This is a genomic window from Flavobacterium succinicans (assembly GCF_001662485.1).
Lineage (GTDB): Bacteria > Bacteroidota > Bacteroidia > Flavobacteriales > Flavobacteriaceae > Flavobacterium > Flavobacterium succinicans_A.
On sequence record NZ_JMTM01000046.1, the window covers coordinates 297,053 to 312,462 of the forward strand.

The 15,410-nt window shown below is 35.3% G+C and carries 11 protein-coding genes; 5 read left to right on the forward strand and 6 right to left on the reverse strand.

Features of this window, described 5'->3' with window-relative positions:
• Nucleotides 1-8: 8 nt before the first annotated feature.
• The 4 genes from FLB_RS08570 (at nucleotide 9) to FLB_RS08585 (ending at nucleotide 5,562) form a co-directional block, all read left to right on the forward strand.
• Entirely contained in the window at nucleotides 9-1,700 is a 1,692-nt protein-coding gene (locus FLB_RS08570) for a peptide MFS transporter (protein WP_064715536.1), read from the forward strand.
• Between the two features lie 65 nt (nucleotides 1,701-1,765).
• Nucleotides 1,766-3,424, forward strand: a complete 1,659-nt coding sequence (locus tag FLB_RS08575) for a peptide MFS transporter (RefSeq protein ID WP_064715537.1) — start codon at nucleotides 1,766-1,768, stop codon at nucleotides 3,422-3,424.
• A 9-nt stretch (nucleotides 3,425-3,433) separates the two neighbouring features.
• Complete coding sequence (locus tag FLB_RS08580; RefSeq protein WP_064715538.1) at nucleotides 3,434-4,945, forward strand: peptide MFS transporter; 1,512 nt, start codon at nucleotides 3,434-3,436, stop codon at nucleotides 4,943-4,945.
• 149 nt (nucleotides 4,946-5,094) lie between these two features.
• Nucleotides 5,095-5,562: a thioredoxin family protein gene (locus FLB_RS08585; protein WP_064715539.1), complete on the forward strand. Its 468-nt coding sequence runs from the start codon at nucleotides 5,095-5,097 to the stop codon at nucleotides 5,560-5,562.
• Between the two features lie 12 nt (nucleotides 5,563-5,574).
• Here FLB_RS08585 and FLB_RS08590 read toward each other — a convergent pair whose 3' ends face one another.
• The 6 genes from FLB_RS08590 to surE form a co-directional block, all read right to left on the reverse strand.
• Nucleotides 5,575-7,614, reverse strand: a complete 2,040-nt coding sequence (locus FLB_RS08590) for a ComEC/Rec2 family competence protein (protein ID WP_064715540.1) — start codon at nucleotides 7,612-7,614, stop codon at nucleotides 5,575-5,577.
• A 39-nt stretch (nucleotides 7,615-7,653) separates the two neighbouring features.
• Nucleotides 7,654-8,769 carry a lipid-A-disaccharide synthase gene (gene lpxB, locus FLB_RS08595; RefSeq protein ID WP_064715541.1) on the reverse strand — a complete coding sequence of 372 codons (1,116 nt, stop codon included), beginning with the start codon at nucleotides 8,767-8,769 and terminating at the stop codon, nucleotides 7,654-7,656.
• Between the two features lie 157 nt (nucleotides 8,770-8,926).
• Complete coding sequence (locus tag FLB_RS08600; RefSeq protein ID WP_157490586.1) at nucleotides 8,927-10,642, reverse strand: hypothetical protein; 1,716 nt, start codon at nucleotides 10,640-10,642, stop codon at nucleotides 8,927-8,929.
• 11 nt (nucleotides 10,643-10,653) lie between these two features.
• The gene (locus FLB_RS08605) at nucleotides 10,654-11,640 is read right to left on the reverse strand and encodes an SDR family NAD(P)-dependent oxidoreductase (RefSeq protein WP_082923256.1); all 987 of its coding nucleotides are present in this window, start codon (nucleotides 11,638-11,640) and stop codon (nucleotides 10,654-10,656) included.
• Between the two features lie 167 nt (nucleotides 11,641-11,807).
• Entirely contained in the window at nucleotides 11,808-12,083 is a 276-nt protein-coding gene (locus FLB_RS08610; RefSeq protein WP_064715543.1) for a hypothetical protein, read from the reverse strand.
• Nucleotides 12,076-12,855, reverse strand: a complete 780-nt coding sequence (surE, locus tag FLB_RS08615; protein WP_064715614.1) for a 5'/3'-nucleotidase SurE — start codon at nucleotides 12,853-12,855, stop codon at nucleotides 12,076-12,078. Before surE ends, FLB_RS08610 begins: the two co-directional genes overlap by 8 nt.
• 182 nt (nucleotides 12,856-13,037) lie before the next feature.
• On the opposite strand from surE, the gene FLB_RS08620 reads away from it, so the two are divergent.
• On the forward strand, nucleotides 13,038-15,290 hold the full coding sequence (locus FLB_RS08620; protein WP_064715544.1) for a carboxy terminal-processing peptidase: 2,253 nt from the start codon (nucleotides 13,038-13,040) through the stop codon (nucleotides 15,288-15,290).
• Nucleotides 15,291-15,410 lie beyond the last annotated feature (120 nt).

Below are 15,410 nucleotides of genomic sequence, written 5' to 3' on the forward strand. Positions count from 1 at the left end.
AAAATAATATGGTAGAAACTCAAGAGAAAACAGCACATCCAAAAGGACTTTGGGTATTGTTTGGGACAGAAATGTGGGAACGATTCAATTTCTATGGAATGCGAACCCTATTGGTGCTGTTCCTAGTAAATTCATTATTAATGAAAGAAGAAGATGCTTCTTTAATATATGGTGGTTTTCTGGGATTGTGTTATTTAACACCGATGTTGGGAGGTTTTATTGCAGATCGTTTTTTTGGTAATAGAAACTGTATTCTTTTAGGTGGATTAATGATGGCGGTAGGGCAATTGTTATTGTTCTTTAGCGGAAGTATTTTTCCAACCAATTTATCATTGGCAACTACGTTAATGTATAGCGCATTGGGAATCATTGTTTTCGGAAACGGATTCTTTAAACCAAATATTTCAAGTATGGTGGGTAGTTTGTATCCAAAGCAAGAAAAAAGCAAATTGGATACTGCTTTTACTATTTTCTATATGGGAATTAATTTAGGGGCTTTTTTAGGTCAGTTTATTTGTCCTTATTTGGGCGATGTAAAAGATACTGGCGGAATCAGAGATATTCATGCTTTCAAATGGGGATTCTTGGCAGCAGCAGCAGCGATGTTCATTGGTACAATTTTGTTTTATTTCCTAAAAGATAAATATGTAGTTTCTCCTGAAGGAAAACCATTAGGTGGATTGCCTTCTAAAAATGAATCTTCTGATTATGAAGAAGGGGAAGCTCAAAGTGCTGTTTTTTCAACAAAAGCTTTAGCTCTTTCTGTAGTTGCTTTTGTAGGTTTGTTTCTCGCGTTTCATTTTTCTGTAGATGGAACCAATGTTGTAAAAACGATTATTTATCCAATTATTTATGCTGCGGGTATAACTTTAGCGGGATTGATTTTATCGGATAGTTCGTTGACCAAAATAGAACGCGACCGTATTTTGGTAATTTATATTATTTCTTTTTTCATCATCTTCTTCTGGGCAGCTTTTGAACAAGCAGGTTCTTCATTGACGTTCATTGCCGATTACCAAACGGATAGAAATTTCTTTGGCTTCCAAATGCCAGCTTCGATGGTGCAAATTTTCAATGGATTGTTCGTGGTGGCATTAGCAGTTCCATTTAGTATGTTATGGGATAAATTAAGAGCAAATGATAAAGAACCTATTTCTCCTGTAAAATTAGCCATTGGTTTGTTTTTGATTGCAGTTAGTTTTTATATGATTGCTACTCAAGTAAAAGATTTAGGAACTTCTGGATTGTTGGCGATTAAATGGTTAATTCTTTTGTATTTAATCAATACTTGTGCTGAGTTGTGTTTGTCTCCAATTGGACTTTCATTAGTTGGTAAATTGTCTCCAAAACGTTTTTCTTCATTGTTGTACGGCGTTTTCTTTTTGTCTAATGCTTCAGGATATGCTTTGGCTGGAACCTTAGGTTCTATTCTCCCTGCTACTGGGGATAAGTTTATTAAAGCTAAAGAGCTAGGAATCGATTTACAAGCAATTTTGGATAAAAAGATGGTTCCAACTCCAGAGCAATTGCAACTTTTAGAAACCAATCAAATTAGTCCAAATAATCCTGTTTTCGCAGGTTTTGAAATCCATAATTTATTTGAATTTTTTATGGTATTCGTTATTTCAACTGGTGTGGCTGCAATTATTCTATTCTTGTTGACGCCATTTTTGAAAAAAATGATGCACGGTATTCGTTAATTTATTTATACTCTTTTTAAACCTACAAGATTTCTTGTAGGTTTGTTTTTTTAATATAGTTGTTTATGTGGAAGAATCATCCTAAAGCTTTGCCTTATTTGTTTTTGTCTGAAATGTGGGAACGTTTCGGTTATTATTTAATGATTGGAATTTTTACGCTTTATCTGAAAGATGTAGAAACGGGTTTCTCGATGACCGAAAAAGAAGCTTCGGATTTGTACGGAACGTTTATCGCCTTGGTGTTCTTGACTCCCTTTATTGGTGGATTAATTGCGGACCGTTATTTGGGTTACAAAAAATCCATTATACTTGGTGGATTAATGATGGGAGTGGGGTACTTGATTATGGGAGTGCACAGCATTCCAATGTTGTACACTGCGATGACGTTAGTAATTGTAGGGAATGGTTTTTTTAAACCTAATATTTCTACTTTATTGGGTAACTTTTACAATGATGAGCAATTTAAAGATCGTAAAGACGAAGGGTACAACATTTTCTATATGGGAATCAATGTTGGGGCTTTCATTTGTAATTTCTTTGGTGCGGCACTAAAAATTCTCTTTGGCTGGCAAGAAGCTTTTATGGCTGCTGGTGTGGGGATGTTTATTGGTGTTTTGGTTTTTATGTTAGGTACCAAACATTATGGAGATAAAACCGAAAAGAAAGGAGTGCAAGAAGGCGATATGCCTTTTTATAAAATTGTTCTTTTTATTTTATTGCCTTCGTTGATTTTTGGAGTAATTGGTTGGTTGATCAAAGGAATTACTTCGGATACTAATCTTGACAGTTCCATTTTTGGTTCGGATAGTACCGATGCTTTTGTATTTGCTTGTATTCCTGTTGTTTTCTTTTACGGAAGTCTTTATTTTAAAGCTAAAGTGGAAGATAAACGTCCTATTGGGGCTTTGCTTTCAATTTTTGCAGTGGTGATTTTGTTTTGGGCGGTTTTTAAATTGAATGGTTCTGCTTTAAATAATTGGGGCGACAAATATACCGATAGAGAATTAACAGGTGTGGCACAACAAATTGGTTCAAAGTTGGTGCTTACTGACACGTTGACCTATAAAAAGGACTCCGTTGCCTTGTACGATGCCGCTTTTAGAATTCAGAAAGAAGACGGAAAAGTCATCAAAGTGGTGGATTATCCTTTGTATTTTAGAAATGTAGCCAAAGAAAAATTGCCTAAAGAAGACAGTAAGATCTATACTTGGTCGGCAAACTTGAGCCAATCGATTAATCCGGGTTGGGTCATTCTCTTGACGCCTTTGGTCGTGGCGTTTTTTACTTTTTTGCGTAGCAGAAAAAAAGAACCCTCAACACCTACCAAAATTGCTTTTGGTCTGTTGATCTCAGCTTTATCGGTTTTGGTTATGGTGGCTGCGGTTCACATTGGGAATAATGGATCAGAAAAAGTTTCCGTATGGTGGTTGGTGGCCAATTATGGAGTCATTACCATCGGTGAATTATTCTTAAGTCCGATGGGATTATCTGTGGTCTCAAAATTAAGTCCAAAAAACATTACTTCATTAATGATGGGTGGTTGGTTTTTGGCCACTTCAATTGGTAATAAATTAAGCGGCGTTTTGGCCAGTATGTGGGATTCTTATGAAAACAAAGCCAACTTTTTCTGGATTAATTTTAGTCTTTTAATTTTTGCAACATTACTGATGTTCGCTTTAGTAAAAGAATTGAATAAGGTGATGAAAGAAAAAGGAATTAATTAAATCAAGTAAATGGAATCAAATTTAACCTTAGAACAAATTCAGAATTTTAAAGGCAAATACCCAAAACAGTTGTGGTATTTGTTTTTTAGCGAAATGTGGGAGCGCTTTTGTTTTTATGGAATGCGCGGGATGTTGGTGGTTTTTATGGTGAGTCATTTAGGAATGAATGAGCGCGTAGCTAATTTGCAATACGGAGCGACTCAAGCTTGGGTATATGCGTTTACTTTTATCGGTGGCTTGTTTGCTGATAAGATTTTAGGTTTGCGAAAATCACTTTTTTGGGGTGGTATTCTAATGATTATTGGTAGTGTGATTTTGTCAATAGATCCTAAAAACTTTTTCTTCATTGGTCTCGGTTTTACCATTGTAGGAACTGGTTTTTTTAAGCCTAATATTTCATCAATGGTCGGGCAGTTGTACCCTGAAGGTGATCCAAGACGTGACGCTGGTTTTTCTTTCTTTTATATGGGGGTAAATCTAGGAGCTTTGATTGGTGGTTACATTTGTATCGCTGTTGCCGAAGGATCCATGTGGCAATCAATTGTTCCGGAACATTTGCGTTGGAATGTTGGTTTTGGTTTCGCAGCAATTGTAATGATTATTAGTTTGTTGACTTTTACTCAAACCCAAAAAAGTTTAGGCCCAATTGGTCTTTCTCCATTGAAAGAGATGATGGTCTCTAAACGCAAGCAACTAGAAATAGTAACTTATGTAGGATCATTACTTGTTATTCCTTTGATAATTGTGATGGTTGCCAATACACATTATACTGATTACTTTATGATTTGTATCGGACCCGCTTCTATTTTGTATTTGCTTTACGAAATGAAAAACTTCACTTTAGCGGAGAATAAAAAATTATTTGCAGCATTGATTTTCATTATTTTCTCCATTTTCTTTTGGGCTTTTTTCGAGCAAAGCGGAGGGTCTTTAAGTTTGTTTGCTGTAAACAATTTGAATAATACTATTGGAGGAGTTGTTTTGAGTCCTAACGGAGTGAACAATTCGGCGAATTCTTTTTTTGTGATTGGTTTTGCAGCTTTGGTGGGCTTGGTTTGGCTTTGGTTAGACAAAAGAAAGATTGAACCCAACACAGTGGTTAAGTTTGGTCTTGCCTTTTTATTCTTAGCTGGTGGCTTCTGGGTGTTCTATTATACGAAATTTTTTGCTGATGGTTTTGGACGAACTTCTTTAGGTATCTTTACTTTTGGATGGTTTGTAATCACTTTGGGTGAATTGTGTTTGTCACCTATCGGAATGTCTGCAATGACGAAGCTGTCACCTTCCAAAACACAAGCCGTAATTATGGGAATGTGGTTCTTGGCTAGTGCTTACGGTCAATATTTTGCTGGAATTTTAGGTGCGAATATTGCCGAAGCTTCGGAACAAGCAAGTAATTTGGAAAAATTAAATGTTTATGCGGATGGTTATTTACAATTGGCCATTTATGCTTTAATTGCTGGAGTCGTTTTGATTTTACTTTCACCATTGGTTAGAAAATTAATGCAAGAAGTAAAATAGCTGTCATTTATAGATTAGAATTTTATATACATTTGTCAAAATAAATTGCATCATATGAAATCGCCATTAAAAACAGGTTTGTTGCAAACAGACACTGATAAGAAAAAGGCGCTACCGAATATGACCGCTAACAAATAAATTTTACCTATATGAAAAAAATAGTATTTTTTCTTTTGTTAACCTTATGTGTAATCGAAGGACAAGCGCAAGAACTAAAATGGTTCACTAATGTAAACGAAGCCATTGCAGTAGGGAATAAAGAGAATAAACCTCTTTTGTTATTTTTTACAGGAAGTGACTGGTGTGGGTGGTGTATTCGTTTGCAAAAGGAAGTATTGCAAACGCCAGAATTTTCAAAATGGGCCAAAGAGAATGTGGTTTTAGTAGAGCTTGATTATCCTAGAAAACAATACCAAACTGCCGAGATTAGGAAGCAAAATGAGGAATTGCAACAAGCCTTCGGAGTTCAAGGTTATCCCACGATTCATTTTGCCAAAGGGGTTACAAAGAATGGTAAAACTAATTTTCAAGGCTTAGGAAGCACAGGCTATGTAGCTGGAGGACCATCTGCTTGGTTGGCTGTTGCCAATGGTTTTTTACCTCAAAAGAAAAAATAATTTTTAGATTTTTTACTCTTTGATCCTAAAATATCCCTTTTCACGAGTTGAGTGAAAAGGGATATTTTGTTTGATGCATGTTGTTTTCCATAAGGTTACCAATGATTTGTAATTAGAAGCATCTGCTACGACCATCTTTGGTCGATTATCTTTTATGATGCGCTCTAAATTTACTTTTGGGGAGGCAGTTAATAGTAAAATATCGGTTGCTTTATTTGGAAAATAGACACTGCTACTGTCTAAAATGAGAATGCGATTTCCGTTAAAATAAGCGAAATTTTCTAAAGGGCTTCTTTTCTCAATGCTACTGAAAGTTGCTGTTGCATAATTTTGTAAAACCGTATTTTTTTGGATTTCTTCATTTGTAAGGTCATTCGAAATGACTTCTAATTCTTTGCCTATTCGTTGACAAATAATTGTTTTTTTTGAAGTATTTAGCACAACCCACTCTTTACTATTGCCATAGTCTAGCTTGTTTTTTAGCACAACCAATTGAAGAATGATTATTGAAGAGAGAGTGCAAACGAGTCTAGTAAATGAGTTTTTCTTCCACCATAAAACCAACGCGATTAGTAATCCATAAGAGGCTAAAGTTAAATAAAACGTACTCGGAATATTCGTAAAAATGAAACTTTCAAATGAAGCAACCCAACCAATTATTGCATTCATGAAGGTAATGCCCCATTCTAATGGCTTGATACACCAAATGGGCATGGCTGTAAATGTCGCAATCATCATTACTATTACCCCAAGTAACATAATGACACTTAATAACGGAAGCACTAATAGATTGGTCACAAAAAACAAGCCTGGGAATTGATGGAAATAATAAATACTCAACGGTAATGTTCCTAGTTGTGCGGCAAAAGAAACCGTAATAATATCCCAGAAAAACTCTAGTATTTTATTTTTTGGCGTCCAATAGCTAGCCAGCAAAGGTTGGAGCCAAACGATAAAAAACAAAGCCGCATAGCTTAATTGAAACCCTACATCGAATAAAAAATAAGGTTGAAACAATAAAATCAAAAATATTGAGACCACCAAGGTGTGATAGATATTACTGCTTCTTCTTAAATACTGACCAATGGCTACAAACGAGAACATCGTAATAGATCGCACTACAGAAGGAGCAAGACCTGCTAAAATACCAAATAGCGCTAAGCTTACTAAAGAAAGGGATAACTTAAGAAACCGACCTTTTGAGGTATTGGGTATTGGACGCAATAGAAAATTGATGAGTAGTACAATAAATCCAATATGTAATCCCGAAACCGAAAGGATATGTACGGCACCAGCATATTGGTACTCTTTTGTAATGTTGGGATCAATATCCTGTTGTTGGCCTACTAGTAATGCCATCGCTACTGGCAATGCTTTTTTATCAAAGCCACTTTTCTCTAAATGAGTTACAATGATAGTCCTCAATTTTGAAGTATAATACCAAATGTCTTTTAAAAGTGTTTTATGATACGATATTGCTTCAGGATCTAGATCTACTTGCGCGTAAATTTGTTTGTTTCTTAAGTAGGTTGCATAATCAAATTGATTCGGGTTTTTTGGTTTTTCTGGGGGTATCAATTGAGCTTTAAATCGCAATTGGTGTCCAACTTCAAAGGCTTGAATGTTTTTGTTTTTAGCAATAGTCAGAATGATTTTGCCACTACTTTTTTTTGCATTGATACTTTGAAGTAACGCAAGGTATCGATTATTTTGAGGAGAACTTCTAAGTCTTTCTCTTACGGCAACCTGAATCCAATTGGCTTTTTGAAAAACTTCAGGATGGTTGGTGTAATTGTTTTTATGATTACTTTCGGTATGTGTGATTAGAACACCGATGCCAATCGCAAAACATAGTAATAAAGTAGCACCTTCAAAATATAGACCGCGGATATTTTTTTTTACTGCAAACCAATAAGCCGTAAGTAAATTTAATACTGCAATTACAACAAATGCGAGACTAAAAGGTAGAGAAAATGGTATATAATAAGCCGCAATAAGGCCTAGTATAAATCCAACCGTAATTTTAATAAGTGGAAATTGTAACACATTCATACTACTAAAATACAAATTTAGTAAGAAATAGTGTTTGTTTTATTTTTTTATGTCGGTTACAATTAATTTTGCAGTGGTACTACTTGCTCCTTTACCTCCTAATTTTTTTTCAAGTATAGTATAGTTTTCTTGCACCACTTTTCGATGCTCAGGATCTAGAATTTTTTGTAATTCTGTTTTTATGCGTTGGGTGGTACAATCGTCTTGAATCAACTCGGTGACTACTTCTTTGTCCATAATCAAGTTGACAAGTGAAATGTATTTTAAGGTAATGATTCTTTTGGCAATTTGGTACGAAATCCAATTTCCTTTGTAACAAACTACTTCAGGTACTTTGAACAATGCGGTTTCGAGGGTTGCTGTTCCAGAAGTCACAAGAGCTGCAGTAGCGTGTTGTAACAAATCATAGGTTTTGTTTGATAAAAATTTAATGTTATCCGAAGTAATGAACTGTTGGTAAAAAGAATACTCCTGACTTGGCGCTCCAGCGATTACAAATTGGTAATCTTTGAAATCTTCGGCTACACTAAGCATAACACTCAGCATTTTGGTGATTTCTTGTTTACGGCTTCCTGGTAATAAAGCAATAATTGGCAAATCGTTCAATTGATTCTCTTTTCTAAAAGCAGCATCATCAATTACGGGATGCGCTTGAATAGCATCAATAAGAGGATGGCCTACAAACGAAACTGGAAAATGATGTTTGTCTTCGTAAAAGGTTTTTTCAAACGGAAGAATCACATACATTTTATCAATATCTCGCTTGATTTCCTTAATTCGGCTTTCTTTCCAAGCCCAAATTTGTGGTGAAATATAATAGTGATTTTTGAATCCTAAGCTCCTTGACCATTTAGCAATTCTCAAATTGAAACCAGGATAATCAATAAATACGATAACATCCGGTTGAAATGCCAAAATATCGGTTTTGCATATTTTGATGTTGTTGAGAATGGTTTTTAAGTTCATAACCACTTCTGCAAACCCCATAAAGGCTAAATCGCGGTAGTGTTTTACTAGGGTGCCACCTACTTGTTGCATTAAGTCTCCGCCCCAAAAACGAATTTCGGCCGTTGGATCTTCTTGGAAAATAGATTTCATCAGGTTGGATCCATGCAAATCTCCTGAGGCTTCTCCTGCAATAATGTAGTATTTCATAATTAGATGATTCTAAGTTTTTTTCAGACCAATTTCGTTATATTTTTTTGCTTCAAAAAATGGAATCAAAAAATAAGAGGCAAAGGTAATAAAAACACTTTGCCTCTTGTTGGTTATAACGGATTCAAATAAACATTTTATGCTGGTTAAGATAAATTTAGTTCAAAGAATATCTAAAAAACAACATAGCACTAAACCAAGATTTAGCATCACCTCCTAATGCTTCTTTTACCCCTGCACCTGGAATTGTTTGCGCAAAATGTCCATGAAAATACCATTTTCTAGAATGAAAATATTTCCAAGTGAGATTAACTTCTTGTCCGTATTCTTTTTGTGGCATGTAACTTAATGCAGGATTTCCGCCTACATTGTTGTTGTTTGCCGCTTGAAAATAGAAATATTGAGGTACTAATTCCACTTTTTTACTAACCCTTAAACTAGCTTGAATTTTATGGGCAATCAAATTGCTGTTTTGTACAATTTTAAAATGATTGGCACCCAAAACCCAATCTTCACCATTTCCGCCAGTCAACAATGGATCCCATCTTTCGAAAGTTTTAGTAGTGGGATCGTCTCCAGAAAAATATGAAAAACGATACATGAAGGTTGGTGACGCTTTGGCTTTGGCAAAACTCCATCCTATTTCTCCATAGCCAGCAAAAGCAGACATTTTGAAATTAGAATTGGTTTCGTGAGCCAATTCGGTTTTAATTAAAAGCCCAGCCTTTCCTTGGGTCAAATTTTTAAAATAACGAATATTGTAGAGATTAAGGCCATTGCGTCTAAAAACATCACCCGTAGGTGTATAATAACCAAAATCTGATCTAGATACATTCAGATAGGTAAAACCAACTTTATGACCCAAATTAATTCCATATTCCGTATTGAAACCATTTATCACTGTTCGTGAGTCGATAATGGGTAATTCATCGGGATTGATTTGAAATACTTGCAACATTATATTGTTGTACTTAATGGTTGCTAATCCTAGATAATCTGCCGCCCATCTTGGATTGAGTTGTAATGCAGCTCTATTTCCACCATTCGAAGCGGTGTTTCGAATGATGAAACCGTTGCCAATCGTAAATTGTTGCCTTCCAACGGAAAAATTATAACTAAATAGATTGCCTTTTGAAAAAGATTTAGTACCAAAAAAACCAATATAAGCATCATCAAAAGCAGTATGTATTCTGGAAACATCTGTAAATAATTCCCTTCCAGCACTTCCGCTCATAATGACGCTAGCACCTCCATATAAATAAATATTGCGTTTATTCGACAATGTTGTGATTCCGTATATTCCTCCTGAAACCCAGCCTTCAAACCAACCTGTATACCCTTTTCCGGCTGGGCCGTCTACAAGTGGGTTTCCTTGTAGCATAGCATCATCTCTTCCGTACCAAGAGTTATTGTTAGAATACAACATTTCGGCCAAAGCAAATCTTGTAGTTAGTAAAGATTTATTATCCATATACAACAAGGGGAAATCTTTTCCTCCGGCTAAAACTCCGCTTTTTGAAGGTTTGTCTTTCAAAGTGTCGCTTAGTGTTACTTTCAAGGTGACGCTGATATCTCCTGTAAGTGATGGCCTAACTTCATAGTACGCATCAGCTACTTCGGGTAATTGTTTTACCTTGGCAGTATAAGCATCCAACAAAATGGTTCTTACTGTAGTTTGCGGATAAACAGGAAAAAGCAGGTCAATTTTTGCTTTTAAATTCTTTTGATTTAAATCGTCATCCAAAGGATTTTTGAATTCTATGACAACAGACTGAATGTTTTCGCCTTCCAAAAAATTACCACTTTCTTGAGCAAAAGTTACATTTACTCCTATAAAGAAGAATAGGAAAAGAATTCCAATTTTTTTCATCATTTACTTTTAGGTTAGTAAGCAGTCCATCCTCCGTCTGTTGCGTAGGTGCCTCCTGTTAGATTAGAAGCTTCATCTGATAATAAAAACAAAATTACCGAAGCTTGTTCCCATGGGGTTGACATTCTGTGTTTGCTGTCATTTTGCATTAGTAAACTTTCTGTTTTAGCACCTCCCATTCCTGTGATGCCTCTTTTTTTTACTTCTTTTACAAATTCAAAGGCTTTATCTGTCATTGGTGTTTTCGTAGCTGCCATGTTTACTGAGTTTACACGTATTCCATAAGGTGCATAATCAATAGCGGCGTTTTTAGTCAAACCGTTTACAGCATATTTACTCGCAACATAAGCTGGATTACCTGCTAAACCCGTTAACCCAGCAATAGAACCAACGGTTACTATTGATCCTCCTTTGCCTTCTTTAAGCAATTGTTTCAATACAGAACGCATCGATTTGAAAGTACCAGTAGCATTGACATCAAAAACGAAATCCCAATATTCGTCCGTAGCGGCATCAACTGCTGCAGGAAGCAAAGCGGTTTGTTTGTCATAATCTAATGGGTCACCAGAGTGAATTCCGTCCATTACTCCAGCATTCAAAACGGCTCCGTCTAATTTTCCGAATTTTTTTATAGTTTCACTGACCAATTTTTTACAATCTTCTGTACTTCGAATATCTGTTTTTACAAATAATACTTTTCCTCCATTGGCTTCAATCGTTTTGGCAGTCGCATTACCTTCTTTTTCTAACCAGTCTGCGATTACAACTAACGCCCCTTCTTTGGAAGCTCTAATGGCTGTTGCTCGCCCAATCCCTCTTGCTGCGCCAGTAATTATGACAACTTTTCCTTTTAGTCGATCTTTAGCAAAATAAGTAGAATCGATGGGCGTGATGTCATTCTTTTTGGGAGTAGATTGAGAGTAAACCAAAGAGATCGCAAAAAGGAAAGCGAGAACAAATCCTTTTTTTATTAATGATTTAGCCAAAATTAGAGTTTTCATATTTTTAATGTTTAAGTTGAACATAAATTATTATATAGTATAAAATTAAAGCAAATAATTCATTTCTCTTTTAATAGGAACAGAATAAAGTTTTTTTTTGGGAGTAAAATAAGAATACACTTATTTATTTTGGCGCTATGTCTGCATAAAAAATGCTGTTTTTTTGGCTACATACAAAACAAGGTGATTATCGTTAAAATGATAACGGAAAAAACTACTCCTCTAGCCATCAAGTCTTTATTCGTTTTTAATAAAATTCCAAATGCAATTAAATCCAATAAAGATCCAACGGTGATTAGTTTACCTAAATAGCCTTGTGATTTTAGTATTTGAACGCCTTCAATAAATTCATAGTCTGTGAAAAAAGTCATAAACAAAAATGAGCCTAGTAACGAAGCTGCTATTCCAACAAGGAAACCATATAATAAATCGATTTTATTCATTCCAATTCCAAGTGTTGAGTTGTTGAATGGTGTGGTGTGCCGTCAGATCAAACTGAACAGGAACTACAGAAACATAGCCGTTTTCTAAAGCCCATTCATCGGTATCTTCTCCTTTATCTTGGTTGACGAATTCGCCACTTAACCAATAGTATTCTTTTCCGAAAGGTGTTTTTCTTTTGTCGAATTTCTCTACCCATTGTGCTTTGGCTTGTCGACAAATTTTAATGCCTTTGATGTCATTTTCTTCTAGTTTCGGAAAATTGACATTCAAAACAACTCCTGCTGGAAGTCCTTTCTCTAGGGTTTCGAGGGCTATTTTTTTTACGAAAGACAAAATAGGAGAAAAATCAGCATCCCAATTATAATCCAAAAGCGAGAATCCAATGGCAGGAATACCCTCGATTCCAGCTTCAACGGCTGCACTCATGGTTCCAGAATAAATGACATTAATGGAGGAGTTGGATCCATGATTAATGCCTGAAACACATAAATCTGGTTTTTGTTTCAAGATTTCATTGGTGGCCATTTTTACACAATCTACTGGAGTCCCAGAACAGCTGTATTGTGTGATCGCATCGCCCTCTTTCGAAAGTTTATTCAAATACAAAGTGCTGTTGATGGTAATGGCGTGTCCCATCGCGCTCTGAGGTTTATCTGGAGCAACAACGATCACATTTCCAATTTGAGTCATTACACTGATTAAAGCTTGGATTCCAGGTGCGGAAATCCCGTCATCATTGGTAATTAATAGAAGTGGTTTTTTGGAAGGCATGGTTTTCATTTAAATTTTCACAAATATACTAGGGGTTCGTATTAAAAAGGAGCTAAGCCCTTTTTTTTGTTAACTTTTTTCATAAAAATTAAATCCTATCAACATTTTTATATCTTTAACAAAAATTTATAAAGAGCCAATGTTTCTTGGCTTTATCTTTACATAAATTACACATTTGATTGATGAATGCTATTATTACTTTTATGAGAAAAAATTTTAAAATTATACTTGCTACATTATGCTTGTCAGGAGTCTTGTTTGCTTTTACCATTAATGGTACAAAGAAGGACACTGTAGATCCTGAAAGAGATAGACTCTTGTTAGAGTTGTTGACTTTTGTAATTGAAAAAGGGCATTATGATCCGGCGGTTATGGATGACGAATTTTCAAAAGGGGTGTATAAAGATTATATTCAAGCCTTAGATCCCTCTAAACGCTTTTTCTTGCAATCAGATATCGATGAATTTGCTAAATACGAATTGGATTTAGATGACCAAATCAACAATAAGGAATTAACGTTTTTCGAGTTGACTTATTCTCGCTTGATGGTTCGTATGGAAGAAAGCAAGAAAGTCTACAAAGCATTATTGGCTACTCCGAATAATTTTTCTATCGATGAAAGTTTCGACACGGATTATGAAAAAATGCCTTATGCTAAAAACAATAAAGAATTGGTAGAAAGATGGCGTAAACAAATGAAATTGTCTGCCTTGTCTTCTATTACGGAGCGTTTGCGTTTGCAAGAAAGTAAAGGGAAAGCAGTTGAAGGTGCAGAAACAACTAAAACAGAAGAGTTAAGTTCTGATTTAGGAATGGATGCTAATTTAAAAGCAGATAAAAATACGAAAATAAAGACTTTTGCAGAATTAGAAGCAGAAAGTAGAGTGAATATTGGAAAGTCTTTAGACGAATCTTTTGGTTTTATTAAAGAATTGACCAGAGATGATTGGTTTACGGTGTATATCAATTCCATTATGACTCGCTTTGATCCGCATACAAGCTATTTTGCACCAGAAGAAAAAGAACGTTTTGACGTGAGCATGAGTGGGAAACTCGAAGGAATTGGCGCTCGTTTGCAAAAGAAAAATGATTTTACAGAAATCAGTGAATTGATTTCAGGCGGTCCTGCTTGGAGAGGTCGACAACTCGAGGCTGGAGATGTTATTTTGAAAGTAGGTCAAGCTAGTGCCGAACCTGTTGATGTGGTAGGAATGCGTTTGGATGATGTTGTTAAAAAGATTAAAGGTCCGAAAGGCACTATTGTTCGTTTAACAGTAAAAAAGGTGGATGGAACTATTAAAAACATTTCTATTGTTCGTGATATTGTTGAAATTGAAGAAACGTATGCTAAATCTAGTGTGGTGGAGAAAAACGGATTGCGTTATGGAGTGATTTATTTGCCAAAATTTTATATCGATTTTGAAAATCGTGACGGACGTGATGCGGGTAAAGATATTGCTATTGAGGTAGAACGTTTGAAGCAAGCTAAAGTAAACGGAATTGTTTTAGATGTAAGAGATGATGGAGGTGGCTCTTTGTCTACTGTAGTTGATATTGCTGGACTTTTTATTCAAGAGGGGCCAATTGTTCAAGTGAAATCTGCGGGCAAGAAAAAAGAAGTGCTTTACGATAGGGATCCAAAAATAGAATGGGATGGCCCATTGGTAATTATGGTGAATAGTTTTTCAGCTTCTGCATCAGAGATTTTAGCGGCTGCTATCCAAGATTACAAACGCGGAATTATTATTGGTAGCAAGCAAACCTACGGAAAAGGAACAGTTCAAAACGTGATTGATTTGAATCAATTTGTCCGTAATAGTTCTGTGGGTGATTTAGGAGCTTTAAAAACGACTACTCAAAAATTTTATAGAATCAATGGTGGGTCTACTCAGCGTGAAGGTGTTAGTAGTGATGTAGTAATGCCAGATCGTTATGCTTATCTAAAGATGGGCGAACGCGATGTTGATAATGCTATGCCATGGGACAAGATTGACGCTGCTCCTTTTACGCAATGGAAAAACACTGAAAATTTTGATAAAGCCATTGCCAAAAGTAAAGCTAGAATTGCTGAAAATCCTCAGTTTAAATTAATAGAAGAAAACGCTAAATGGATTGATAGTAAAAGCAACGAGAATACATACAGCTTAAATATTGATAAATTTAGAACCGCACAAAATAGCGTAGAAGAAAAGGCTAAAAAGTATAAGCCAATTTTTGAGTATAAAAATCAATTGAAGTTTTCTTCTTTACCTTATGAAATCGAAGAGTACAAAAAAGATCCAACATTAAAAGAAAAAAGAGAAAGATGGCACGAGAGCTTGTCTAAAGATATTTATGTTGAAGAAGCACTTAATGTCTTGGATGATTTGCAACCGAAGACTATCGTAAAATCAATGCCTTCAAAAGCCTTGAGTAGTAAATTGGTCAAATCCTAATCAGATTATTTTTTCGGAAAACGACTCAAAATAACTTATTTTGGGTCGTTTTTGTTTAATCTCTTAAGCATTAAAAAATGAGTAAGTATTTATTTTATTCCTTTTTATCCCATTTTTTTC